Annotated in this window: 18 protein-coding genes and 1 riboswitch; of the genes, 14 read left to right on the plus strand and 4 right to left on the minus strand. The window is 75.4% G+C overall.

Annotation, left to right across the window (positions count from 1 at the left end):
- Positions 1–93: 93 nt before the first annotated feature.
- The 7 genes from ACFVU9_RS03490 (at position 94) to ACFVU9_RS03520 (ending at position 6,267) form a co-directional block, all read left to right on the plus strand.
- Entirely contained in the window at positions 94–543 is a 450-nt protein-coding gene (locus tag ACFVU9_RS03490; protein WP_387589454.1) for a hypothetical protein, read from the plus strand.
- A 39-nt stretch (positions 544–582) separates the two neighbouring features.
- Positions 583–1,362, plus strand: a complete 780-nt coding sequence (locus ACFVU9_RS03495; protein ID WP_387589456.1) for a 2,3-dihydro-2,3-dihydroxybenzoate dehydrogenase — start codon at positions 583–585, stop codon at positions 1,360–1,362.
- A 179-nt stretch (positions 1,363–1,541) separates the two neighbouring features.
- Positions 1,542–2,771 (plus strand): isochorismate synthase DhbC, encoded by a 1,230-nt coding sequence (dhbC, locus tag ACFVU9_RS03500; protein ID WP_387589459.1) that lies wholly within the window; start codon positions 1,542–1,544, stop codon positions 2,769–2,771.
- Positions 2,772–2,884: 113 nt separating this feature from the next.
- Positions 2,885–4,630, plus strand: coding sequence for a (2,3-dihydroxybenzoyl)adenylate synthase (locus ACFVU9_RS03505; RefSeq protein ID WP_387589684.1), 1,746 nt, complete (start codon positions 2,885–2,887; stop codon positions 4,628–4,630).
- A gap of 7 nt (positions 4,631–4,637) precedes the next feature.
- Positions 4,638–5,279, plus strand: coding sequence for an isochorismatase family protein (locus ACFVU9_RS03510; protein ID WP_380436137.1), 642 nt, complete (start codon positions 4,638–4,640; stop codon positions 5,277–5,279).
- A 5-nt stretch (positions 5,280–5,284) separates the two neighbouring features.
- Positions 5,285–5,512 (plus strand): phosphopantetheine-binding protein, encoded by a 228-nt coding sequence (locus tag ACFVU9_RS03515; RefSeq protein WP_380436139.1) that lies wholly within the window; start codon positions 5,285–5,287, stop codon positions 5,510–5,512.
- A gap of 35 nt (positions 5,513–5,547) precedes the next feature.
- Positions 5,548–6,267 (plus strand): AMP-binding protein, encoded by a 720-nt coding sequence (locus ACFVU9_RS03520; RefSeq protein ID WP_387589463.1) that lies wholly within the window; start codon positions 5,548–5,550, stop codon positions 6,265–6,267.
- Positions 6,268–6,367: 100 nt separating this feature from the next.
- Here the strand turns inward: ACFVU9_RS03520 and ACFVU9_RS03525 are convergent, their stop codons facing one another.
- The gene (locus tag ACFVU9_RS03525) at positions 6,368–7,510 is read right to left on the minus strand and encodes a M20 family metallopeptidase (RefSeq protein ID WP_387589466.1); all 1,143 of its coding nucleotides are present in this window, start codon (positions 7,508–7,510) and stop codon (positions 6,368–6,370) included.
- Positions 7,511–7,715: 205 nt separating this feature from the next.
- On the opposite strand from ACFVU9_RS03525, the gene ACFVU9_RS03530 reads away from it, so the two are divergent.
- From ACFVU9_RS03530 to ACFVU9_RS03545, 4 genes are read left to right on the plus strand one after another with little or no spacing between them, the layout of a single operon-like run.
- Positions 7,716–14,993 carry an amino acid adenylation domain-containing protein gene (locus tag ACFVU9_RS03530; RefSeq protein WP_387589469.1) on the plus strand — a complete coding sequence of 2,426 codons (7,278 nt, stop codon included), beginning with the start codon at positions 7,716–7,718 and terminating at the stop codon, positions 14,991–14,993.
- Positions 14,986–15,171: an MbtH family protein gene (locus ACFVU9_RS03535; protein WP_380436147.1), complete on the plus strand. Its 186-nt coding sequence runs from the start codon at positions 14,986–14,988 to the stop codon at positions 15,169–15,171. The genes ACFVU9_RS03530 and ACFVU9_RS03535 overlap by 8 nt, the downstream gene beginning before the upstream one ends.
- Positions 15,168–16,550, plus strand: coding sequence for a DHA2 family efflux MFS transporter permease subunit (locus ACFVU9_RS03540; RefSeq protein ID WP_387589472.1), 1,383 nt, complete (start codon positions 15,168–15,170; stop codon positions 16,548–16,550). The genes ACFVU9_RS03535 and ACFVU9_RS03540 overlap by 4 nt, the downstream gene beginning before the upstream one ends.
- 28 nt (positions 16,551–16,578) lie before the next feature.
- Positions 16,579–17,130, plus strand: coding sequence for a Uma2 family endonuclease (locus tag ACFVU9_RS03545; protein ID WP_387589474.1), 552 nt, complete (start codon positions 16,579–16,581; stop codon positions 17,128–17,130).
- Here the strand turns inward: ACFVU9_RS03545 and ACFVU9_RS03550 are convergent, their stop codons facing one another.
- Positions 17,131–17,994, minus strand: coding sequence for an MBL fold metallo-hydrolase (locus tag ACFVU9_RS03550; protein WP_387589477.1), 864 nt, complete (start codon positions 17,992–17,994; stop codon positions 17,131–17,133).
- A 12-nt stretch (positions 17,995–18,006) separates the two neighbouring features.
- A riboswitch (guanidine-III (ykkC-III) riboswitch) is annotated at positions 18,007–18,076 on the minus strand.
- A gap of 126 nt (positions 18,077–18,202) precedes the next feature.
- Between ACFVU9_RS03550 and ACFVU9_RS03555 the strand changes: the two genes are divergently transcribed.
- Positions 18,203–19,069: a zinc-dependent metalloprotease gene (locus tag ACFVU9_RS03555; RefSeq protein WP_380496120.1), complete on the plus strand. Its 867-nt coding sequence runs from the start codon at positions 18,203–18,205 to the stop codon at positions 19,067–19,069.
- On the opposite strand, the gene ACFVU9_RS03560 is transcribed toward ACFVU9_RS03555, so the two are convergent.
- On the minus strand, positions 18,999–20,201 hold the full coding sequence (locus ACFVU9_RS03560; protein ID WP_387589480.1) for an alpha/beta hydrolase-fold protein: 1,203 nt from the start codon (positions 20,199–20,201) through the stop codon (positions 18,999–19,001). The genes ACFVU9_RS03555 and ACFVU9_RS03560 overlap by 71 nt on opposite strands.
- Before the next feature lie 86 nt (positions 20,202–20,287).
- The gene (gene fhuB, locus ACFVU9_RS03565; protein WP_387589483.1) at positions 20,288–22,474 is read right to left on the minus strand and encodes a Fe(3+)-hydroxamate ABC transporter permease FhuB; all 2,187 of its coding nucleotides are present in this window, start codon (positions 22,472–22,474) and stop codon (positions 20,288–20,290) included.
- A gap of 106 nt (positions 22,475–22,580) precedes the next feature.
- Here fhuB and ACFVU9_RS03570 point away from each other — a divergent pair, with 106 nt between their 5' ends.
- Together ACFVU9_RS03570 and ACFVU9_RS03575 are read left to right on the plus strand one after the other, a co-directional pair.
- On the plus strand, positions 22,581–23,582 hold the full coding sequence (locus ACFVU9_RS03570; RefSeq protein WP_387589485.1) for an ABC transporter substrate-binding protein: 1,002 nt from the start codon (positions 22,581–22,583) through the stop codon (positions 23,580–23,582).
- 31 nt (positions 23,583–23,613) lie between these two features.
- Positions 23,614–24,396 (plus strand): ABC transporter ATP-binding protein, encoded by a 783-nt coding sequence (locus ACFVU9_RS03575; RefSeq protein ID WP_387589488.1) that lies wholly within the window; start codon positions 23,614–23,616, stop codon positions 24,394–24,396.
- Positions 24,397–24,597 lie beyond the last annotated feature (201 nt).

Genomic DNA, 24,597 nt, shown 5'->3' on the forward strand with positions numbered 1-24,597 from the left:
GGATGATCGAGGCGGAACTGAAAGCGCTCGTGCGCCGACCGGGGGCGGTCCTGCGCCACCTGGAGGGCGGGTACGGTCCGGGGCCGGGCGGAGGTGTACCGGGACACCTCCTACGACACGCCGGGCGGCGAACTGCTCGACGGCGACCGGGAGCTGCGGATCCGCGAGATCGAGGGCGCGGACGGATCCCGGCCTCTTCGCGACCCTCGTCCGGGTCCCCGGGTCCCCGGGCTCGACGGGGTGTACCTGGAGGTGGAGACGGCCGCCGAGGGCTCGGGCGAGCTGGCTCCGGCGCTGGACGTGGTGCGCGGGCTGATGGCCGAACTCGGCATCGAGGAAGGCGACTTCACGACTGGGCTCTACACGGATGCGGTGGCGGCCCGGCGGGGTTCCGATGGGCGGGCTGCTGCTCTTCGGGCTGCGGTGCTTGGGACTGCCGTGCTTCGGGCTGTCGGGGCTTCAGGAGGCCGGGCGCCCGGGGTGGTTCGGTCGCGGGAGCGCCGTGCCTCCCGGCGTCTGGGCGTGGACGAACAGCTGTGTTAGGTTAGCCTTACCTAATAGAGCTGGTCGGAGGGGAAGTCCGTGCTGCAGTCCGAACTCGCCGGTACGGTCGCCCTGGTCACCGGGGCCGCCCGGGGCATCGGCGCGGCCGTCGTCCGGGCGCTGGTCGCCGAGGGGGCCGTCGTCGCGGCGGCGGACCGTGGCGCCGGCGCGCTCGCCGAACTCGCCGAGGAGTCGCCCGCCATCCGCCCGTACGTCCTGGACGTGACGGACCCGGCCGCCGTCGAGGCCGTCGTGGCGTCCGTCGAGGCCCGACTCGGGCCGCTGGGCGCCCTGGTGAACGTCGCCGGGATCCTCCGTGCCGCACCCGCCGTCGAACTCTCCGACCGGGACTGGGCGGACATCTTTGCCGTCAACTCCACCGGGGTGTTCCACGCGTGTCGTGCGGCCGGCCGGCGGATGGCCGCGCGCGGGGGCGGTGCCATCGTGACCGTCGGCTCCAACGCCGCCAGCGTGCCCCGCGCCGGGATGGCCGCCTACGCGGCCTCCAAGGCGGCGGCCACCATGTTCACCCGCTGCCTCGGGCTCGAACTCGCCCGCTCGGGCGTGCGCTGCAACATCGTCTCACCCGGCTCGACCGACACCGCGATGCAGCGCTCTCTCTGGGGCGACGACGCGGAGGCCGCCCAACAACGCGTGATCGACGGCGACTTGGCCGCCTGGCGGGTCGGCATCCCGCTCGGTCGGATCGCCGCACCCGCCGACGTCGCCGAGGCCGTGCTGTTCCTGGTCTCCGACCGGGCCCGGCACATCACCATGCACGACCTGTACGTCGACGGCGGCGCCACCCTGCGCGCCTGACGGGCGTATCGGGCCCTCGGGCCGCCGTTCCGTTGCCCAAGCCCTTTCCCCGGGCCCTCTCCCCAGGCCCGTTCCGGTCCTTTCCGATCCTTCCCGGCCGACGCCTCCCCAGGTCCCCGTCGGCCGTCAACTCCCGGGCAGCTCCCGGACGTCCACCCCACGCAGACTGGAGACTCCAGGTGACCACGGTCCACCACGCCCCCGTCGGGGACCCGCCGTATCCCCCCGCGGCCACCACCGCCCCGGACCACACCGTCATCGGCGCGGCCAGCGGCCTGCTCGGCCTGTACCGGGCCGCCCCCGACGAGGCCTTCTTCGCCTCGCCGACCCGCACCCTGCTCACCTCCGGCGTCCACGTCCGGGTGCCGCAGGACGGGCGCCCGCTGCCCGCCCGCGTGGCCGCCACGCTCGCCGACGCTCGCCGGGCCGGAGTCGAACGACCGTTCGTGGTAGGTGCGGTGGCGTTTGACCACGACGCGCGGGCCGAACTCACCGTGCCCGTCCGGGTCCGCGCCACCGGCGCACTGCGCGACGACCCGCTGATAGCCCTCCCCGCACCGCCGGCCGAACAGGTGGACTGGCAGGTGCGCCCGGTACCCGAGCCAGCCGGGTACGGCGCCGGCGTCGCGGCGGCCGTCGAACGGCTGCGCGCAGGGGAGTTGAGCAAGGTCGTCCTGGCCCGCACGCTCGAACTGACCTCCGGCGCCCCGCTCGACCTGCCCGCCGTCCTCCAGCGCCTCGCCCGCCGCGACCCGGGCGGGTACACCTTCGCCGTCCCCGCCGGCGGCGGCCGTACGCTGATCGGCGCCAGCCCCGAACTCCTGCTCTCGCGCCGGGGAACGGCCGTCCTCGCCAACCCGCTGGCCGGCTCGGTGCCGCGCAGCGCCGACCTCGGCGAGGACGTTCGCCGGGCGGCCGCCCTCCTGGAATCGCCCAAGGACCTGCACGAACACGCCGTCGTGGTCGACGCCATCCGCACCGCGCTGGCACCGTACTGCCGCACCCTCGACATCCCGGCGCGGCCGACCCTCGTGCGGACGGCCGCCATGTGGCACCTCGCGACGACGATCACCGGCGAACTGGCCGACCCGGCCGCCTCCGCGCTGGAACTGGCCGCCGCGCTGCACCCCACCCCGGCGGTGTGCGGCACCCCGACCCCCGTCGCCCGCAGAGTCATCGGCGAGACCGAACCGTTCGACCGCGGCCTGTACGCCGGCATGGTCGGCTGGGGCGACGCGGACGGCGACGGCGAGTGGGTGGTCACCATCCGCTGCGCCGAGGCGCACGAGCGCACCCTGCGCGTCTTCGCGGGCGCGGGCGTCGTCGCGCAGTCCCGGCCGGAGGCCGAACTCGCCGAGACCGAGGCCAAGTTCCGCACCTTCCTGGACGCGGCGGGGGTGCCGCGATGAGTCGGCTGGACGAGGCGATGGGGTCGGAGGAGGCGATGGGGTCGGAAGAGGCGACGGGGCTGGACGAGGCGACGGGGTCGGAGGAGGCGACGGCTCCGAGCGAGGTGACGCCCATGGACGAGGTGCTGGCCGGATTCACCCCGTATCCGGCCGAGTTCACCGAGCGCTACCGGGCCGCCGGGCACTGGCGCGGCGAGACCTTCGGCCGGATGCTGCGCGAACGCGCCGCCGCGCACGGCGAGCGCGTCGCGATCGTCGATCCGGCGGGGGAGGGACGGCGCTGGACGTACGCCGAACTCGACCGCCGGGCCGACCGGATGGCCGCCGGACTGCTGGCCCGGGGGATCCGGCGCGGGGATCGCGTCGTGGTCCAACTGCCCAATGTCGCCGAGTTCTTCGAGGTGGTCTTCGGGCTGTTCCGGATCGGCGCGCTGCCGGTCTTCGCGCTGCCCGCCCACCGGTACACCGAGATCGGGCACTTCTGCTCCTTCACGGGCGCGGTCGCGTACGTGATCCCGGACGTCGACGGGGGCTTCGACTACCGCGAACTGGCGGACCGGGTACAGGCGGAGAGTCCCAGGCTGCGGCTGGTGCTGGTGGCGGGGGAGGACCCCGGGGGGCACGTGCGGCTGGCCGACGTGCCCTGCGATGTGCTGCCCTGCGACATGCCCCTCGGAGGGGAGTTCGGCGAGCCGCAGCCCGGGGAGGTCGCGTTCCTCCAGCTCTCCGGCGGCAGCACCGGCGTACCGAAACTGATCCCGCGCACCCACGACGACTACATCTACTCCCTGCGCGGCTCCGTCGAGCTGTGCGCGCTGGACCAGGACAGCGTCTACCTGTGTGCCCTGCCCGTCGCGCACAACTTCCCACTCAGCTCGCCCGGTTCGCTCGGCACGCTGTACGCGGGCGGCCGGGTGGTGCTCTGCCCGCGGCCGGGCCCCGAAACGGCGTTCCCGCTGATCGGGCGCGAGGGCGTGACGATCACCGGCCTGGTACCGCCGCTCGCCCTGCTGTGGCTGGACGCCGCCGAGCGCGGCGCGTGCGGCTTCGAGAGTCTGGAGGTCCTGCTGGTCGGCGGCGCCAAGTTCAGCGAGGAGGCCGCCCGCCGGGTCGGCCCGCTCCTCGGCTGCACGCTCCAGCAGGTGTTCGGCATGGCCGAGGGGCTCGTCAACTACACCCGCCTGGACGACCCCGACGACGTCATCGCCACGACCCAGGGCCGCCCGATCTCCCCGGACGACGAGGTCCGGGTCGTCGACGACCACGACCGGGACGTGCCGGACGGGACCACCGGCCACCTGCTCACCCGCGGCCCGTACACGATCCGCGGCTACTGGAAGGCACCCGGACACAACGCCGACTCCTTCACGGCGGACGGCTTCTACCGCACCGGGGACCTCGTCCGGCGCACCTCCACCGGCCATCTCGTGGTCGAGGGCCGCGCCAAGGACCAGATCAACCGAGGCGGCGAGAAGGTGGCCGCCGAGGAGATCGAGAACCACCTGCTCGCCCACCCGGCCGTGCACGACGCGGCCGTGGTGTCGATGCCCGACCCCTACCTCGGCGAACGCACCTGCGCGTACGTCGTCTTGCGGCGGGCCGAACGCGAACACCCGCCGAAGGCCGTCGAGTTGAAGCGATTCGTGCGCGGGCGCGGGCTCGCCGACTACAAGGTGCCGGACCGGGTCGAGTTCGTCGACGCCTTCCCCGCCACCGGCATCGGCAAGGTGAGCAAGAAGGACCTGCGAGCCGCCATCGCCGCCTCCCTCCGTACGGCCGCCGGCCCGAACGCCGGCCCGAACGCCGCCCTGAATATTGGCTCGAACGTCGGGCCGAACGTCGGCCCGAACCGAAAGTAGTGACGCCGTGGGCCTGCCCCGCATCCCCTCGTACCCCATGCCCGGCGCCGCCGAGCTGCCCGCCAACCGGGTGGCCTGGACGGTCGACCCGTCGCGCGCCGTCCTCCTGGTGCACGACCTGCAGAACCACTACCTCTCCGCCTTCGACACGTCCGCCGCCCCGGTGCCCGAACTCTTCGGCAACGTCCGGCGGTTGGCCGAGGCGGCCCGCGCCCGGGGAATCCCGGTCGTGTACTCGGCCCAGCCCGGCGGGCAGAGTGCGATCGAACGCGGTCTCCAGCAGGACTTCTGGGGCCCCGGGATCCCGGACGACCCGCACGCGGTGGCGATCGCCGACGCCGTGGCACCGGCCCCCGGGGACACCGTCCTGACCAAGTGGAAGTACAGCGCCTTCGTCCGCACCGAGCTGGCGGGCCTGCTGCGCGAACAGGGCCGGGACCAGCTGGTGATCACCGGCGTCTACGCCCACATCGGCGTCCAGGCCACGGCCTGCGACGCGTGGATGCGCGACCTGCCGGCCTTCGTGGTGGCCGACGCCGTCGCCGACTTCGGGCCGGACGAGCACCGCGCCGCGCTCGCCTGGGTGGCCGGCCGCTGCGGGCAGGTCACCACCACCGACGCCGTCCTGAGCATGCTGGAAGGGAAGTGAGCGCCATGGCCTTCACCGTGGAGCGGATCCGGGCCGAGGTCGCCGACCTGCTCGGCGAGGACCCGGCGGACATCCCGCTGGACGAGGACCTGGCGGACTGGGGGCTGGACTCGGTGCGGCTGATGTCGCTCGCCGAGCGCTGGCGGGCCGAGGGCGCGGACGTCGCGTTCGTGCGGCTGGCCGAGCGCCCGGAGGTCGGGGCCTGGGCCGCGCTGCTGGGCGCGGCGGCGTGACGGCCGTGGCTGCGCTGACCGTGGTTGCGCTGACCGTGGTTGCGCCGGCTGGGGCGCGCGCCGTCGCACCCGCCGTCGCGCCTGCGGTGGCGGTCACCGTGATCGGTGGCGCGCGGCCGGAGCGGGCGGCTGAGCACCCGCCGACCACCGTGATCGGCCCGGTCGAGGCGCAGGCCGCCCGGACGCCCGCCGCACCCGCGCTGGTGCTCGCGGGCGGGGCGGTGATGACGTACGGGGAGCTGAACGCGGCGGCCAACAGGCTGGCGCGCGCCCTGGCCGCCCGGGGTGCCCGGCCGGGCACGGTCGTCGGGCTGGGCCGGCTGAGACCGGTGGACCAGCTGACCGCGCTGTTGGCGGTGGCCAAGTCGGGGGCGGCGTTCCTGGTCCCGGAGCCGGGGGAGCTCGGGGAGCCGGGAGAGCTTGGGCACTTGGGGGAGCCGGGAGACACTGGCGTCCCGGCCGCGGCGACTCCGCTGCTGGTGCTGGAGGAGGACGACCTGGCGGTCGGCGGCGGGCTCGCCACCGACCCGCCCAGGGCACTGACGCCGCAGCACCCGTTGTGCGTCGCCCCCGGCCCGGGCTCCCACCCGTCGGCCGCCCGGCTGACGCACGGGGAGGCGGACCGCCGGGTGCGCGAGCTCCAGGCGGCGTACCGGCTGGGCCCGGACGACCGGGTGCTTCAGACGGGGCTGCCGACGTGGGCGTACTTCTGGCCGCTGCGGACGGGTGCGGCGATCGTGCTCGCTGACGGCTGACGGCTGACGGGCGACAGAAGACAGCGAACAACTTTCAGATAACAGATTTCAAAATCTGTTATCTGAAAGTTGTCATCTGTTACCCGCCCCCGGTCCCCCGTCAGCCCTCCGCCACCGCCGCCCGGCCCGCCGCGAAGTCCGCCGCCGTCCACGCCATGGCGACCGCGCCGTCGAGCACGGCGCGGTCGCCTTCCGTCGACACCGCCGCCTGCGCGAAGGCGGGTTCGTGCGGGGCGCACGTGCCGCCGGTGATGTCCAGGACCGGGTGGATCGCCGGCACCGCGTGCGACACGTTGCCCATGTCGGTGCAGGCGAACGGTCCGCTCTCGACCGGTTCAGGGCGCCCCAGCGCCGCCGCGTTCGCCCGCCACAGGGCGAGCAGCCCGGCGTCGCCGCGCATGTCGAGGTAGTCCGGCTCGGGCCGCGTCAGCGCCACCTCGCAACCGGTCGCGAGCGCCCCGGCGCGGAAGCAGGACTCGACGCGCTCGCGCAACTCCGTCAGGTCCTCGGCTGCCGTCGCCCGCAGCTCGTACTCGGCGCTCGCGCTGTCCGGGACGAGGTTGGGCGCCGTCCCGGCGGCCGTCGTGATGCCGTGGACGCGCCACTGCGGCGGGAGGTGCTGGCGCAGCAGTCCGAGGGCGACCTGGGCGACGGTCAGCGCGTCGGCGGCGTTGCGGCCCTCGTGCGGGTTGAGGCTCGGGTGGGCGGTGCGCCCGGTGTAGCGGACGGACAGGGTGCCGAGCGCGAACGACCGGAAGTCCGCGACCTCCACCGGGCACGGATGCACCATCATCGCGGCGTCCACCCCGTCGAACACGCCCGCGTCGAGCAGCAGGGCCTTCCCGGCTCCGCGTTCCTCCGCCGGTGCGCCGATCACGCGCACCGTCAGCCCGAGCCGGTCCGCGTGCGGGGCGAGTCCGAGCGCCGCCCCGACGCTGGCGGCGGCGATCAGGTTGTGTCCGCAGGCGTGGCCGAGCCCGGGCAGTGCGTCGTACTCGCAGACGAGCGCGACGGTCGTCGGCCCGCTGCCGAGGGTCGCGGTGAACGCGGTGTCGAGGCCGCCCGCCGGTGCGGTGACCGCGTACCCGTGGGCGTCCAGCAGTTCGGCGCACCAGGCCGCCGCCCGGTGTTCCGCGAACGCGGTCTCGGGGTGGGCGTGGATGCGGTGGCTGAGCGCGAGCAGGTCCGCGCGTCGAGCGTGGACGTGCTCGCGGACGGCCTGCTTGGTCGTGGTGAGCGGCACGGCGGGTGTCTCCGATCGGTCAGGGCCCGCGCTCCAGCAGGCCGTTGACCAGATCGTATGACATTAGGTTAGGCTAACCTAAGTCGCTCGTCCCTTGCTGTTCCCCCTGCCGTTCCCCTTGCCGAGCCGCCTTCCCGTTCCGCCTTCCCGTTCCGCCTGCCGGACCCGACCGGACCCGACCGGACCCCGAGGAGCTCTTCGTACCATGCCCCGCCACCAGGCCGCGTCCGACCCAGCCGCCTCCCTCCGAGGAGTGGTCGCCGACCTCCCGCTGCTCGCCTCCCAGGCGGCCATCTGGTTCGCCCAGTCGCTCGACCCCGGCAGCCCGGCGTACAACACCGGTGACGCCGTCGAGATCACCGGCCCGCTCGACGAGACCCTGTTCGAACGCAGCCTCCGGCGGGCGGTCGGCGAGGCCGAGGCGTTGAGCGCCGTCGTCGTCACCGGCCCGGACGGCACGCCGCGCCAGCGGCTGCGCCCCGGCCGCCCCTGGCCGCTGCACCGCCTCGATGTGAGCGCCGCCGCCGACCCAGACGCCGAGGCCGACGCCTGGATGCGCGCCGACCTCGCCCGCCCGGCCGACCTCACCGCCGGCCCGCTGTTCACCCACGCCCTGATCCGCCTCGCCGCCGACCGGCACCTGTGGTACCGGCGGATCCACCATCTCGCCGTCGACGCCTATGCGTTGGCCCTCCTGGGCGAGCGCGTCGCGGAGCTGTACACGGCAGGCGCCGGCGGCACCCGTCCCGCCGAGAGCCCGTTCGCCCCGCTCGCCGAACTCGTCTCCGAGGAGCAGGCCTACCGCCACTCCGACGAGTACGCCGCCGACCGCGGCTTCTGGACCGCCCGCCTCGCGGACACTGGCAGCGCCGCCGCCGACGCCGCTACCGACACTGCCGCACCCGCCACGCTCCCCGGCCGCACCGCCGATCCCGACGGGAACGCCAACGCCACCTCCGCCGCCACCACCACCCCGCCCCTGCGCCTCGCCGCCGACCTCCCTGCCGGCACCCGCGACCGCTTGGAGCGCGCCGCCACCGCCGCCCGCGCCACCTGGGCCGAACTCGTCCTCGCCGCCACCGCCGGCTACCTGCACCGCCTGGCCGCCACCGAGGACGTCGTCCTCGGCCTCCCGCTCGCCAACCGGCGCGGCCCCGCCGCCCTGCGCACCCCCGTCGCCACCGCCAACGTCCTCCCGCTGCGCGTCGCCGTCCACCCCGCCGACACCGCGGACGGGCTCCTGCGCCGGGTGGTCCGCGAACTGCGCGCCGTCCGCCGCCACCAGCGCTATCCCCTGGAGGACCTGCGCAGCGACCTCGCCCTGACCGGGGACCGCCGCGCGCTGTTCGGCCCGGTGGTCAACATCAAGGCCTTCGAGGGCGACCTCGACCTCGCCGGCCTGCCCGGCACCGTGCGCAACCTCGCCGCCGGCCCGGTCGACGACCTCGCGCTCGCCGTCTCGCCCGGCCCCGACGGCGCCCTGCGGCTGGTCCTGGAGGCCGACCCCGTCCGCTACGACGCCGACGCGCTCGCCGCCCACCGGGACGGCCTGCTGCGCTACCTCGACGGCCTCGCCCGCCTGCTCCTCGCCGCCCCCGGCACGCCGATCGCCCGCATCGACCTGCTCGACGCCGACGCCCTCCGCCGCGCCACCACCGGCCGCGACGAGCCGCCGGCCGACCGGACGCTGCCCGAGCTGTTCGCCGAGCAGGCCGTCCGGACCCCGGCCGCCGCTGCCGTCCGCTGCGGCGAAGTCGCGCTCACCTTCCAGGAGTTGGACGAGGAGTCGACGCGCCTCGCCCACCGCCTCGCCGCGCTCGGCGTCCGCGCGGGGGCACCCGTCGCCCTGGCCCTGCCCCGCAGCGCCGACACCGTGGTCGCGATGCTCGCCGTGCTCAAGGCCGGCGGTGCCTGCGTGTCGCTCGACCTCGCCCACCCCCGGCAGCGCCTCGCCGCCGTCCTGGCCGACGCCCGCCCGGCCTGCGCCGTCGGTACCGCCGCCGCCCTCGCCGGGCTCGACCTGCCGGGCCACGTGCCCACGATCGTCCTCGACGGGCCGCTTCCCGAACCGCCGCTCCCCGAACCGCCGGTCACCGCCCTTCCGGCGCCCCAACTCGCCGACCCCGCCTACATCCTGCACACCTCGGGTTCCACCGGCCGGCCCAAGGGCGTCGTCGTCACCCACGCCGCGCTGGCCAACCTCCACGCCGGACACGGCGAGGACCACATCGCCCCGGCCGTCCGGCGCACCGGCCGCACCCGTCTGCGCGTCGCCCACAGCGCCTCCTTCGCCTTCGACGCCTCGTGGGACCCACTGCTGTGGATGGTCCACGGTCACGAGCTGCACCTCCTCGACGACGCCACCTTCCGCGACCCGGCCGCCCTCGTCGCCCACGTCGACCGCGAGCGCGTCGACTACCTGGACGTCACCCCGTCCTACCTCGAAGTCCTGCTCGCCGAAGGCCTCCTGGACGACGGCCGGCACCGCCCGGCCGTCATCGCCGTCGGCGGCGAGGCCACCCCGCCCGCGCTGTGGCAGCGCCTCACCGCGGTCCCCGGCGTGTGCCCCGTCGACCTGTACGGTCCGACCGAGACCACCGTCGACGCCTACGCGTGGACCCCGGGCCCCGACGGCACTCCCGTCGGCCGGGTGGTGCGCGGCTCCCGGGCCTACGTCCTGGACGGTTCCCTGCACCCGGTGCCCGACGGCGCCACCGGCGAACTCCACATCGCCGGAGCCTGTTTGGCGCGCGGGTACCTCGGCCGCCCGGACCTCACCGCCGAGCGCTTCGTCGCCGACCCGTACGGCCCGCCCGGCTCCCGGATGTACCGCACCGGGGACCTCGCCCGGCGCCGCCCCGACGGGACGCTGGAGTTCCTCGGCCGCGCCGACGACCAGGTGAAGATCCGCGGCTTCCGCGTCGAGCCCGGCGAGATCGCCGCCGTCCTGGCGCAACTCCCCGACGTCGAGCGGGCCGTGGTGATCGCGCGACCGGGCCCGCAGGGCAAGCGGCTGCTCGGCTACGCGGTCCCCGCGCCCGGTGCGACGCCCTCGCCGGCCGCGCTGCGGGCCGGACTCGCCGCCCGCCTGCCCGCGCACATGGTGCCGGCCGCCGTCCTCGTCCTCGACGACCTGCCGCGCACCGCCCACGACAAGCTCGACCACCGCGCCCTGCCCGAACCCGTCGCCACCGCGGGCGGATCGGAGCCCGCGGCCACCCCGCAGGAGGAGGTCCTGTGCGGCCTCTTCGCCGACGTCCTCGCCCTCGCCGAGACGCCCGGCCGGGACGCGTCCTTCTTCGACCTCGGCGGCCACTCCCTGCTCGCGGGCCGCCTCGCCGCGCGCGTCCGCGAGACCCTGGGCGCCACCGTCGGGTTCGCCGACGTCTTCCGCCACCCCACCCCGGCCGGGCTCGCCACCCTGCTGCGCGAGCGTTCCGCCCCCGAGCCGCGCCCCGCCCCCGAGCCGCGCCCCGCCCTCGTGCCCGTCCCGCGCGCCGAGCGCATGCCGCTGTCGCCCGCCCAGCGCGGACTCTGGTTCCTGCACCGGCTCGAAGGCCCCAGCCCCACCTACAACATCCCGCTCGCGCTCACCCTCACCGGTCCGCTCGACCGGGACGGGCTCGCGCTCGCCGTCGCCGACCTCGCGGCCCGGCACGAGATCCTCCGCACGGTCTACGGCGAGGAGCCCGACGGGACGCCGTACCAGCGGGTTCTGCCGGCCATGCCCGTTGCGCTGCACCATGGCGACAGCCTTGCCGGGGCGGTCCGCCACGCCTTCGACCTGACGGCCGAACCGCCGCTGCGGGCAAGCCTGTTCAGGGACGGCGGGCAGGAGCACACGCTCCTCCTCCTGCTCCATCACATCGCCGGCGACGGCGCGTCCACCACCCCGCTGGCCCGCGACCTCGCCACGGCCTACCGCGCCCGGGCAGCCGGGTCCGATCCCGAATTCGGCGAACTCACCGTCCAGTTCGCCGACCACGCCGCCCGCCAGCGGCAGCTCCTCGGTACGCCCGAGGCGCCGACCCCGCTCGCCGCCCGGCAGCTCGACCACTGGCGGACCGCGCTCGACGGCCTGCCCGACCAGCTCGAACTCCCCACCGACCGCCCGCGCCCGGCCGTCGCCGGACACGACGGCGCCACCGTGCCGTTCGCGCTCGGCGCCGAGGCCCACGCCGCCCTCGCGGCGCTCGCCCGGGCCACCGGCGCCACGGTCTTCATGGCCGTCCAGGCGGGTCTCGCCGCCCTGCTCACCCGGCACGGCTGCGGCACCGACATCCCGGTCGGCACCCCGGTGGCGGGCCGCGACGAGCCGGAGACCGCCGCGCTGGTCGGCTACTTCGTCAACTCGGTGGTCCTGCGCACGGACACCTCGGGCGCCCCGGGCTTCCGTGAGCTGCTCGGGCGCGTCCGCGGCACCGTCCTGGCCGCGCACGAGCACGCCGACCTGCCGTTCGACCGGCTCGTCGAGGAACTCAACCCGCCCCGGTCGCTGGCCCGGCACCCGCTCTTCCAGGTGATGCTGGCCTGGCAGAGCCGCCCGGACGAGGACTTCGCGCTGGCCGGGGGCCTCACCGCCCGCATGGCCGCCGTGCCCACCGGCACCGCCAAGTTCGACCTCACCCTCAACGCGGGCGAGCTCCCCGGCGGCGGCATCGGCGGCTTCCTGGAGTACCGCACCGACCTGTTCGACGCGTCCACCGCCGAGGCCCTGGCCACCCGGCTCGCCCGGCTCCTGACCGCTGCCGCGGCCGACCCCGACACCGCCATCGGCCGACTCCCGTTGCTCGGCGAGGAGGAGCGCCGGCGCGCACTCGTCGACTGGAACGGCACGCCCGTCCCCTCGGTGCCCGGTCCTGGGCTGCCTGGCCCTGGCGTGCCCGGCGCGACGCTGCCCGAGCTCTTCGAGGCGGCCGCAAAGGCCAATCCCGGGGCCGTGGCCGTCGGTTACGGGGACGATCGGCTCGACTACGCCGAACTCGGCGCCCGCGCCGACCGCTTGGCCCGCGCCCTCGCCGCGCGCGGCATCGGTCCCGGTACGATCGTCGCGCTCGCCCTGCCCCGCTCGCTCGAACTCGTCGTCGCCCTCCTCGCGGTGACCAAGTCCGGCGCGGCCTACCTGCCGCTCGACCCCGACTACCCGGCCGACCGCCTCGCCTACATGCTGGCCGACGCCGCCCCCGCCGCCCTCCTCACCGATCGCGCCACCGCACCCCGACTGCCCGGCAACGACGTGCCCCGACTCCTCGTCGACGACGAAGAAGAGGCGTTCCCCGCCGTCCCGCTCGCCCAGGACGAACGCACCCGTCCACTGCGGGCCGACGACACCGCCTACGTCATCTACACGTCCGGCTCCACCGGCCGGCCCAAGGGCGTGCCCGTCACCCACCACAACGTCGTCCGGCTGTTCGGCGCCACCGACCACTGGTTCGGCTTCGGTCCCGAGGACGTCTGGACGCTCTTCCACTCCTACGCCTTCGACTTCTCCGTCTGGGAGCTGTGGGGCGCCCTGCTGCACGGCGGCCGGCTGGTCGTCGTCCCGCACCTGGTCAGCCGCGACCCGGCGGCCTTCCTCGACCTGCTCGCCCGCGAGCGCGTCACCGTCCTCAACCAGACCCCGTCCGCGTTCTACCAGCTCAGCGCCGCCGACCGGGACCACCCCGGGCGCGAACTCGCCCTGCGCTACGTCGTGTTCGGTGGCGAGGCGCTCGAACCCGGCCGCCTCGACGACTGGTACGCGCGGCACCCCGAGGACGCGCCCGTCCTGGTCAACATGTACGGCATCACCGAGACCACCGTGCACGTCACCCACCGCGCCCTCGACCGGGCGAGCGCCGCCGCCGGAACCGGCAGCACCATCGGCGTCAACATCCCCGACCTGCGCGTCTACGTCCTCGACGAGCACCTCCAGCCCGTGCCGCCCGGCGTCACCGGCGAGATGTACGTCGCCGGGGCCGGCCTCGCCCGCGGCTACCTCGGCCGTCCCGCGCTGAGCGCCGGGCGCTTCGTCGCCGACCCGTACGCCGAGCTGTTCGGCGAGCGCGGCACCCGGATGTACCGCTCCGGCGACCTCGCCCGCCGCCGCGCCGACGGGGAACTGGAGTACCTCGGGCGGGCCGACCAGCAGGTGAAGATCCGCGGCTTCCGGATCGAACCCGGCGAGATCGAGGCCGTCCTGGCCGCCCACCCGGGCGTCGCCGACGCCGCCGTGGTCGTCCGGGAGGACGCACCCGGCGACAAGCGGCTCGTCGGCTACGCCGTCGCCACGGCCACGCCGGACGAGCTCCGCGCCCACGCCGCCGCCGGACTGCCCGCCCACATGGTGCCGTCCGCGGTCGTGCTCCTCGACCGCCTCCCGCTCACTGCCAACGGCAAGCTGGACCGCCGCGCGCTGCCCGCCCCCGAGGCGCCCGCCGCCGGCGCCGGCCGTCCGCCGCGCACTCCGCGCGAGCAGCAGCTGTGCGAACTGTTCGCCGAGGTCCTGGGCGCCCCCGCGGTCGGCGTCGAGGACGACTTCTTCGCCCTCGGCGGCCACTCGCTGCTGGTCGTCCGCCTCGCCGGCCGGATCCGCGACGTCCTCGGCGTCGACGTGGGCATCGGCACCCTGTTCCGCGCCCCGACGGTCGCCGCCCTGGACACAGCCCTGGCCGCCGGGGACGAGGACGCCGACGCGCTCGACGTCCTGCTCCCGCTGCGGCCCGCCGCACCCGGACGGCAGGCCCCGCTGTTCGCGATCCATCCGGCGGGCGGCCTGAGCTGGTGCTACACCGGGCTGATCCGCCACCTGCCCGCCGACGTGCCGATCTACGGCCTCCAGGCGCAGGGCGTCGGCGCCGCCACCGCGAAGGAGCCGCTGCCGCGGAGCCTGGAGGAGCTGGCGGCGCACTACGCGGACCGGCTGCGCGAGGTGCAGCCCGACGGCCCGTACCGGCTGCTCGGCTGGTCCACCGGCGGCATCATCGCGCACGCCGTCGCCGTCCGGCTCCAGGAGCTGGGCCACGCCGTCGAGCTGCTCGCCATCCTGGACGCCTACCCGGCCGAGGGCTTCCGCGAGCTGCCCGTCCCCGACCAGGCCGAGGCGCTGGAGGCGCTGCTCACCATGGGCGGCTTCGGCCCGGCCGACCTCGCCGGCCGGCCGCTCGAACTCGCGTCCGTCACCGCGCTGTTGCGCCGCGAGGGCAGCCCGCTCGCCGGGCTCGGCGACGCCACCGTCGAGGCCCTGAACCGGATCTACCTCAACACCAACCACCTCGTGCGCGGCTACGACCACCGGCGCTTCGACGGCGACGTGCTGTTCTTCCGCGCGACCGTCGACACCATCGACGAGACGCTCGTGCCCGAGCTGTGGACGCCGTACGTGTCCGGCCGGATCGCCGACACCGACGTCGCCTGCTCGCACAAGGACATGACCCTGCCCGCGCCCATCGCGCACATCGCCCGCGTGATCGCCGACCACCTGGAGAACGCCACCCATGAGTGACGCACCCGCCAACCCCTTCGACGCCGACGGCGACTTCCTCGCCCTTGTCAACGGCCAGGGCCAGCACTCCCTCTGGCCCGCCTTCGCCGCCGTCCCGGCCGGCTGGGACGTCGCCCACGGCCCGTGCGCCCGCACCGCCGCCCTGGACTGGATCTCCGCGCACTGGACCGACCTGTGACCGCACCCGCCGAGGCCCGGCCCCTCCCGGCCGGCCGGGCCGCGGTGGTCGTCGCCTACACGGCCGCGATGTGCATGAGCGGCCTGGACTCGACGATCGTCAACCCCGCGCTGTACACGATCGCGGGGGACTTCGGCCGGCCGGTCGAGGCGGCCAACGCGGTCGAGACCGCGTTCCTCGTCGGCCTCGCCGCCGGCCTGCCCGTGGCCGGCTGGCTCGGCGACCGGTACGGGGTGAAGCGGGTGTTCCTCGGGGCGCTGGCCGCGTTCACGCTCGCCTCCGCGCTGTGCGCCGCCGCGTCCGGGCTGGGCGCACTGGCCGCCGCCCGGGCCGTCCAGGGCGTCGCGGGCGGCCTGCTGACGCCGGTCGGGATGACGCTGCTGTTCCGGGCCTTCGCCCCGCACGAGCGGGCGGGCCTCGGCAAGGTGCTGATCGTGCCGACGGCACTGATGCCCGCCCTCGGCCCGCCGCTCGGCGGGTTCCTCACCGAACACCTCTCCTGGCACTGGCTGTTCCTCGTGAACGTGCCGATCGGCGCGGCCACCGTGGCCGTCGGACTCGTCGGCCTGCGGGCGGGGGAGGAGCCACCGGCCGGACGCTTCGACACCACCGGCTTCCTGCTCGCCACCCCGGGCCTCGGCCTGCTCACGTACGCGCTCGGCTTCGGCCCGGCGCAGGGCTGGTCGTCGCCGGAGGTGCTGGTGAGCGGGGTGACCGGGACGGCGCTCCTCGTGGCCGCCGTGCGTCACCAACTCCGGTCCGCCGAACCACTGGTGGACCTGCGGCTGCTCGCCGACCGCACCTTCGGCGCCGCCGCCCGGCTCGCGCTGCTGACGTCGGCCGGGCTGATGGGCGCGCTGTTCGTCCTCCCGCTGCTCTACCAAGTGGCCCTCGGTGCCTCGGCGCTGGACGCGGGCCTGAGCGTCTTCCCCGAGGCGGTGGGCCTGATGGCCGCCTCCCAGGCGGTGGACCGCCTCCTGCCCCGCCTCGGCCCGCGCCGCCTGGCCGTGCCCGCCCTGCTGCTGGCGGCGGCGGTCCTGGCCGCGCTGGCGTTCACCGAAGACCCGTGGGCGGTAAGGGCGTTGATGTTCGCCGTGGGCCTGGTCCTGGGCACCGCCGTGCTCACCCTGCAGATCGCCGGCTTCGCCGACGTCCCGCCGCCCGCGACGGGCCGGGCGATGGCCCTGTTCACGATCGTCCGCACCCTCGGCGGAGCCCTGGGCATCGCGACGACCGCCGCCCTCGTCGCCCTCCTGGCCGACGGCGACAACCCCACCCCCTACCGCATCGCCCTCCTCGCCACCGCCCTCCCGATCGCCGCCGCCACCCCGCTCGCCATGCGATTCCCGGGCAAGGCACCAGCCAGTGCGACCCCGTGACCTGCCCCGCCTTCCGTATGGTGACCGCATGAACCCTGAGCGCTACCGCCTCCTGGAAGAGGACCGCCGGAGCCTCCCGGAGGGCTACAAGGTGGAGCTTTCCGGCGACATCATCGTGATGCAGGCGCCGCCGTCCTCGATCCACCAGCGCAACCTGGCAGTCGTCCAGCGCCAGTTCGAGGCGCACTGCCCGCCCGGCTACTTCCCGACCGGGAACAGCGACCTGGCCTCGCCCGAGGCCGGGTCCGTCCGGAACCCCGACCTCACCTACGTGCCGGACGAGGTCACCGACCTCGTCGAGCACGACATCCCCGCCGAGCTGGCCCTGATCGCCGTCGAGATCGTCTCGCCGTCGAATCCGGAGAACGACTGGACGGGCAAGGTCCGCGACTATCCGCGCATGGGCTTCCCGCTCTACCTGATCGTCGACCCCCGGCAGCAGACGGTGACGCTGTTCTCGGAGCCGAACCACGACCGCTACCACACGAGGACCGAGCGGAAGTTCGGCGAGTCGATCCGCGTCCCCGAGCCGTTCGGCTTCGAGCTCGACCTGTCCGGGCTGGTCCCCTACCGGGACTGACTATTCGCTCGGCCAGAGGATCAGGTTCGGGAGGGCGTGGCGGGTCGGGGTGCCGCCCGACGATGTGAGGGCTGTGCGGATGTCGTGGAGGTCCTCGACCGTGAGCTGGAGCGGGGGTTCGTCGGGCTGGTAGGTGGTGCGGATCGGGTAGTCCACGCCCGGGGTGGTGGTCATCTCGATGTGGCAGCCGAGCACGTGGGTGACCGGGCGGCGGTCGGCGAGGGCGATCAGGCGGTCGATGCTGCGCGTGAACGCGGGCCAGTCGTCGATGTAGAGCCGCCCGGGGTAGACGGTGTCGCCGGTGAGGAGGACGCCCGTCCAGGGGTCGTAGTACGTGACCGCCGCCGGGTGGTGGCCCGGGGTGGCGAGGCACTCCAGCACCCGGCCGCCGCCCAGGTCGACGAGGGCCACGGCGTCCGGGTCGGTGTCGAAGCCGAAGAAGGGCCATGCGACGGCCGGGTCGGCGGCGACCACGGTCGTGCCGGGGCGGTCGGCGAACTGGCCGTCGCCCGCGACGTGGTCGCCGTGCGGGTGGGTGTGCAGCACGAGCAGTCCGTACCCGGCCCGCGGGTGGCGGGCGAGCCACGCCCCGATCTGTTCGTCGACCACCGCGCGCAGCGGGAAGTGCGCGGCGTCGGCGGTCGCCCCGGTGTCGAGCAGCACCGCCCGCTCGGCCCCGAACAGGAGGTACAGGAACGGCGCCTCGTAGTGGACGGCCTTGTTCTGCCGCAGTACGACCGTGTGCTCGTCGTACGCGTGGACCTGGATCTCCGGCCCGGTGTCGTGCTTGGCCGACGGCGAGCCGTGGATCCACCGCACGTCCAGCGGCCGCGGCACCGGGACGGCCCGGGTGAAGTCGGGCATGACGCCTCCTCCGGTGCGTCGTCTTGTCGGGCCGGGTACGGCGCACGTCTCGTCCGGGGCGGGCGCGCCGGTGCGCCGCCACCGGGACGCTAGCACGGTGCCGGGCCGCCCTCATGACGCTCCGGGGACCGCTTCCCGGACGCCGGTTTCCGGCCGGTCCGGCGCACCGAGTGGGAAGAGTTTTCCAGGCGACGTACAGTTCCGCTTCGTGATCGAGATCGAGATCGTCGTCGAACAGCAGGCGGGCGGTGCGTGGGACGCCCTGGCGGAGGCGGCCCGCGCCCTGACCGGGGAACTGGCCGGTCCCGTCGAGGAGACCACGGGCCTCGACCTCGGCCCCGGGGTGCGCCTCGCGCTGGTGGACCCGGACGCGTTCGCGCAGCGCCGCGAGGCCTACGTGCGCCGGGTCTGCGAGACCGTCCTCGCGGGCGAGGCGCTGGCGGCCGTCGCGGACCCGGCGAAGCGCGAGAAGGCCGAGGCGGCGCTGCGCAAGGGGCCAGCCTCGGCGGACTCCGACCGCAGGATCAGCTGCGTGCCGTCCGGTCGGGTGGTGCAGGACGAGGAGGGCCGGTGGGTGCTCCTGCTGGCCCCGGCGCTGCTGGCGGGCGCGCCGCAGCGGGCCCCGCTGCGCGCGGTGCTGGCGCACCTGCTGACCCACCAGGCCCAGATCCGCGCGGGCGGCCCCCGGCCGGGCGCGGACGCGGTCGAGGCGCTGCTGCTCCACCGGACCTCCGGCGGCACGCGGGAGGACGACCCGGTCCTCGGCGCGCTGTGGGAGGGGCACGCGCGCTGGGCGACGCGCCGGCTGCTGGCCCGGGACCAGGCGGGGGAGCGGAAGACGGCCCGGGCCGCCCGGCTGCTGTCCCGCCTGCCGGGCGTGCGCGCCGAGTCGGACACCCACGAGAAGGCGGTGCGGTTCGTGCGCACGCTGGTCGAGGCGGGCGGGACGGAGACGGTGAACCGGATCTGGACGGACCGCTCCCTGGTGCCGACCCGCCGCGAGCTCACCTCCCCCGCCCGCTGGCTGGCCCGCACGGGGCTGGGGCCCGCGGAGGGCGGTCCCCCGGAGGGGTGAGGGGCCCGGGTCGGCGGCGGTCGCGCAGCAGGTGCGCGAGCCCGTCGGCGAGGCCGCCACGCCAACAGGCGTAGTCGTGCCCGCCGTTGAACTCGCGGTATTCGAGGTCGTAGCCGCGCGCCGTGAGGACGTCGCGCAGGTGGCGGCTCTGGGCGAGGAGCAGCCACTCCTGGAGCCCCACCTCGACGTAGAAGCGCGCCGCGCGGCGCTCCTCGGTGGCGAAGCGGCGGGTGAGCCACTCGCTGCCGGCGTCGAACTCGGTCTCGTCCGGCCACCAGAACGAGCCGGACTGGGCGAGCGCGTTGCCGAAGCGCTCCGGGCGCCGGTAGGCGGCGAAGGCGGCGGTGAGGCCGCCCGCGCTCTGGCCGGCGACGACGGTGGCCGCCGGGTCCGTGGTGGCGCCGAACTCGCGGGCGGCCCAGGGGAGGAGCCGGTCGGCGAGGAAGTCGACGAAGGCCGGGTTGCAGCTGAGGTCGGCCGCGCGCTCGGGGCCCATGGTGTGCACGAGCAGCGCGACCGTCGGGGGGAGGGCGCCGTCGGCCGCCAGGTTGTCGAGGGTGTCGCCGACGGACAGCACCTCGCCCCACATCTCGCCGTCGAGCAGCACCGCCACCGCGTACGGCGCGGCGGGCCCGTCGGCGCTCCAGCCGGCCGGGAGGTGGACGTCCACCCGGCGCCCGTCGAGCGCACGGGCCGTCGTCCGCCCGCGCGGCACGCCGTCGCGCCGGGCCGCGTACGGCTGGGCGGGCGCCTCGGGGAGGCTGAGGACGGTGGCGGGCCGCCGGCCGTCCCGGGCGGGGAGCAGGGGGCCGCCGTGCGGGTCGGGCCGGGCGTCGTCGAGGACGCGCATCCAGTCGGCGCGCGCGGTGCCGGGGGGCGCGCCGTGGAACGGGTACACCTGGTAGGACGCGCGATGGTCGGCCCGCAGGCGGTAGGTGATCTCCCAACGCCCTCTCCCCGTCGGCTTCATGAGGTGCGGGGTGAGGTCGCCGGCGTGCCGGTCCCGGTCCGTGACGGTGTGGACGAGCGCGAGCACGCCGTCGCAGTCCGGGCCGTCGTACGTGAACGTCACCTGCCGGTAGGCCGGATCGTCCGGATCGGGCTCGATGCGCGGGCCCGTCTGCTGCTCCATGGTCCAACTTCCCTTTCGTTCAAGCGAATCAGTCGTCACGCCGCGCTTGCTTTCACGCGGCGCTCGCTCCCGCACCGTGCTCGCCGTCACACCGCGCCGCCCCTGCGCCCGAGCAGCACCCAGAGCAGGAACGGCCCGCCGAGCACCGTCGTGACGATGCCGACCGGGATCTCCACACCGCCGATCAGCACCCGCCCGAGCGTGTCCGCGAGCACGACGAGCAGGGCGCCCGCGAGCGCCGAGCCCACCACCGGGACCCGGGCCGGCCCCGCGAGCCGTCCGGCCAGCACCGGCGCGACGAGGGCGACGAAGCCGACCGGCCCGCACACCCCGACCGCGAGGCCGGCCAGCGCGACGGCCAGCAGCAGGCACACCAGCCGGACGCGCCCCGGCTCGACCCCGAGCGAGGCGGCGACGTCGTCGTCGAAGCGCAGTACGGCCAGGCGCCGGGCCACCGCGAGCGCGACCGGCACCAGGACCGCGAGCCCGGCGAGGACGGGCGCGGCGACGTCGTAGTCGCGCCCGTTGAGGCTGCCGGAGGTCCACACGTACAGCGAGCCCGCCGAGTTGAGCGAGCGGCGGGCGAGCGCGACCTGGACGACGGCCGAGGCGAGCGCCGACATCGCGAGGCCGACGACCAGGACCCGGTAGCCGCGCGCGCCGAGCCCGCCGGAGACGAGGGTGACGGCGAGGACGGCGGCGAGGGCGCCGAGCGGTCCGGCCCACCAGGCGCCGAAGGTGCCGGAGACGGTCGCGCTGACGAGCACGGCGGCCGTGGCGCCGTCGTTGACGCCGAGCAGTTCGGGGGTGGCGAGGCGGTTGCGGGCGAGGGTCTGGGTGAGGCAGCCGGCCAGGCCGAGGGCGGCCCCGGCGGCGAGCCCGGCGACGATCCGGCCGAGCCGGAAGCGCTGCACGAGCAGGACGTCGAGCCGGTCGCCGTATCCGAACACGGCCTGGAACGTCCGGCCGAGGCCGAATCCGCCCTGTCCGGCGTGCGCGGAGACGACGACGGCGGCGAGCAGGGCGGCGCCGAGCCCGAGCGCGGCGAGCAGCGCGCGACGGGGGAGGAACAGCGACCATGCGCCGCGACGCAGGACCAAATCCGGTTTCCCGGGCGGCAGTTCCCGGCCGGGTGGGGAGGTCGTGGCGGTCTCGGTGACGGCGAGCGCGGCCGTGCGGCGCGAGCGGACGATGGCGATCAGGGCCGGCGCGCCGATCAGGGCGACGATCACCGACACGGGCGCCTCGAACGGCCGGGCCGCCACGCGGGCGAGGACGTCCGCGCCGGTCAGCACGGCGGCGCCGAACAAGCCTGCGAGCATGGCCAGTTGGCCGACCTTCGGCCCGGCGGTGGCGCGGGCCAGGAACCCGGCGAGGAGGCCGAGGAAGGAGACCGGACCGGCGAGCGCGACCGCCGAGGCGGTGAGCAGCGTGACGGCGAGCGCGACCGCCGCCCGGGTGGCGCCGGGCCGGTGGCCGAGGCCGCGGGCGAGGTCGTCGCCGAGGGCGAGCGCGGTGAGCGGGCGGGTGGCGAGCGCGGCGACCGCGAAGCCGAGGGCGAGCACCGGAGCGATCCGGCCGAGCGTCGACCAGCCCTCCGTCCCGGCCAGCGAGCCGAGCACCCACACGCGGTAACGGTCGTAGGCCTCCGGCGAGTTGACGATCAGGACGCCGGTGAGACCGCCGAAGGTCGCGCCGACCGCCGATCCGCCGAGGACCAGCCGCATCGGCGAACCGCCGCCCCGGGCGCCCGCGATCAGCAGCACCAGCACGCCGGACACCAGGGCCCCGCCGAACGCGAACGCGAGGTAGCCGTACGAGCTCTGGACGCCGAGCACGGCGATGCCGAGCACGACCCCGAGGGACGCGCCCGCGTTGACGCCGAGCAGGCCGGTCTCGGCGAGCGGGTTGCGCGTGACGGACTGCAGCTGCGCGCCCGCGACCCCGAGGGCGGCGCCGACCAGCAGCGCGGCGAGCGTGCGCGGCAGGCGCAGATCGCCGACGACGAGGGCGAGTCGGCCGTCCGCGCGGGCGCCGTCACGGTCCAGCAGGTAGGCGAGCACGCGCCCCGGGCCGACCTCGCCCGCGCCGACGGACAGCGAGAGGGCGGCGAGCGCCAGCAGCGCCGCGAGCACCCCGGCGGCGACCGGCCAGGTCCGGCGGTGGCCCTCGCGCGCCGGCGCCCCGGCGGGCCCGGAGGGCTCGGGGGATGCGGGGGAGCTGCGCGGGCCGGTCCGGGGTGCTTCGTGGACGCCCACTTGCGACAATGTCATAAGGTAAGGCTAACCTAACGTCGAAAGCGGTCCGTCCTGGCGCCCCCGTCGCGCCGATCCGGCGGAGCCCGCCGAACTCCCGTACCACCGCTGCCCGGAGGCACCCATGCCGTACGCCCAGAGCCCGCTCCGTCCCGCCCGCCACCGCGCGGCCCGGGTGCTGGCCGTCACCGGGGCGGCCGCCCTCCTCCTCGCCGGGTGCGGTTCGTCGGGCTCGTCGGGCTCCTCTGCCAAGGCGGCCGACGCGCCGCAGTCGTCCGGAGACAAGCGGACCGTCAAGGACGCCACGGGCAAGGCCGTCGAGGTCCCCGCCGCCCCCCAGCGGATCGTCACCCTCACCCAGGAGGACCTCGACGCGGTGCTCGCCCTCGGCGTGCAGCCGGTCGGCATCACCAACGGCCAGGGCCTGGACGCGCCGCCCGCCTACCTCAAGGGCAAGGTCGAGGGCGTCCCGGTGGTCGGCAACCTGCTCCAGCCGGTCATGGACAAGGTGATCGCCGCCAAGCCCGACCTCATCCTGGCCGGCGACATGCAGGACGAGCAGGTGCTCAAGCAACTGCGCGAGATCACCCCGGCCACGCTCGTCACCATGGCGCCCACCGACGACTGGAAGCTCGCCCTGCGCGGCATCGGAAACGCCGTCAACAAGCTCGACCAGGCCAACAAGGTCATCGGCGACTACGACGCCAAGGCCAAGCAGGCGGGCGAGGGCCTCGGCCCCGGCAAGGGCGCGGCCGTCTCGATCGTCCGATGGAACCCCACCGGGCCCAGCTGGATGGAGAAGAAGCAGTTCGCGAGCGGCGTCGCCCTCGACATGGGCCTCACCCGCCCCAAGTCCCAGGACAAGGACGGCAACGCGCACGGCCCGGCGCTCAGCCTGGAGAAGCTCGACGAGATCGACGGCGACTGGCTGTTCCTCTCCACCCTCACCGACGACGGCAAGTCCGCCCTCAAGGACGTCCAGTCCAAGCCCGCCTACCGGGAGTTGGGCGCCGTGAAGAACAACCACGCCGTCACGGTGGACGGTTCGGTCTGGTCCACCCGCGGCGGCCCGCTCGCGGCCGGCGTCGTCATCGAGGACATCACCAAGGCCCTGACCGCCTCCTGAACCGCACGCCTATCAACCATCTGGAGACACCGTGGAGTTGACCGTCCAGGGCCTCACCGCCGGCTACGGCCCCGGGCGCCCCGTGCTCGACGGCGTCGACCTCGCCGTGCCGGCCGGCCGGGTCGTCGCCGTCGTCGGCCCCAACGGCTGCGGCAAGTCCACGCTGCTGCGGGCCGTCGCCCGGCTGCATCGGCCCGACGCCGGGCGGGTCCTGGTCGGCGGCGAGGACGTGTGGCGGCTGCGCCCGCGCCGGGCGGCGCACCGCGTCGCGCTGCTCCCGCAGAGCCCGCAGGCGCCCGAGGCGGTCACCGTGGCCGGCCTGGTGCGCTACGGCCGCCATCCGCACCAGGGCCTGTTCCGCCAGTGGTCCGCCGAGGACGAGCGGCGCACCGCCCACGCCCTGCGCGCCACCGGCGTCGAGTCGCTCGCCGACCGCCGCCTCGACCGCCTCTCCGGCGGCCAGCGCCAGCGCTGCTGGCTCGCCATGGTGCTGGCCCAGGACGCCCCCGTCGTCCTGCTCGACGAGCCGACCAGCGCCCTCGACCTCGGCCACGCCGTCGAGGTGCTGGAACTCGTCCGCGAGGTCGCCTCCGACGGGCGCACCGTCGTCATGGTCCTGCACGACCTCGCGGCGGCGGCCCGCTACGCCGACCTGCTCGTCGCCCTGCGCGACGGCGCCGTCGTCGCCAGCGGCCCGCCCCGCGAGGTGGTCGACCCGGACCTCGTGCGTGCCCTGTACGACGTCGACACCGACGTCCTCCCCGCCCCGGCCGACGGCGCCCCGGTCATCGTCCCCCGCCCGCGCACCCGCTGACGGGCCGCCGCGGCTTCTCCGGGGGTGCCGTCTCCAATTACTCCTTCCAACTCCGCGCAGGCAAGCAACACCTCCGCAGACCTCCTCTGCCCCTTGCCGAGCGCCAACGCCACCCGCCGCGTCCGCTCGGTAGCCAGCCGGATCGTCGTCCGGTGGGAGATCCATGCCCGGAGCACGGAAGCGACTCCCGACACCGCCAGG

This window comes from Kitasatospora sp. NPDC057936, assembly GCF_042887525.1.
Classification (GTDB): Bacteria; Actinomycetota; Actinomycetes; order Streptomycetales; family Streptomycetaceae; genus Kitasatospora.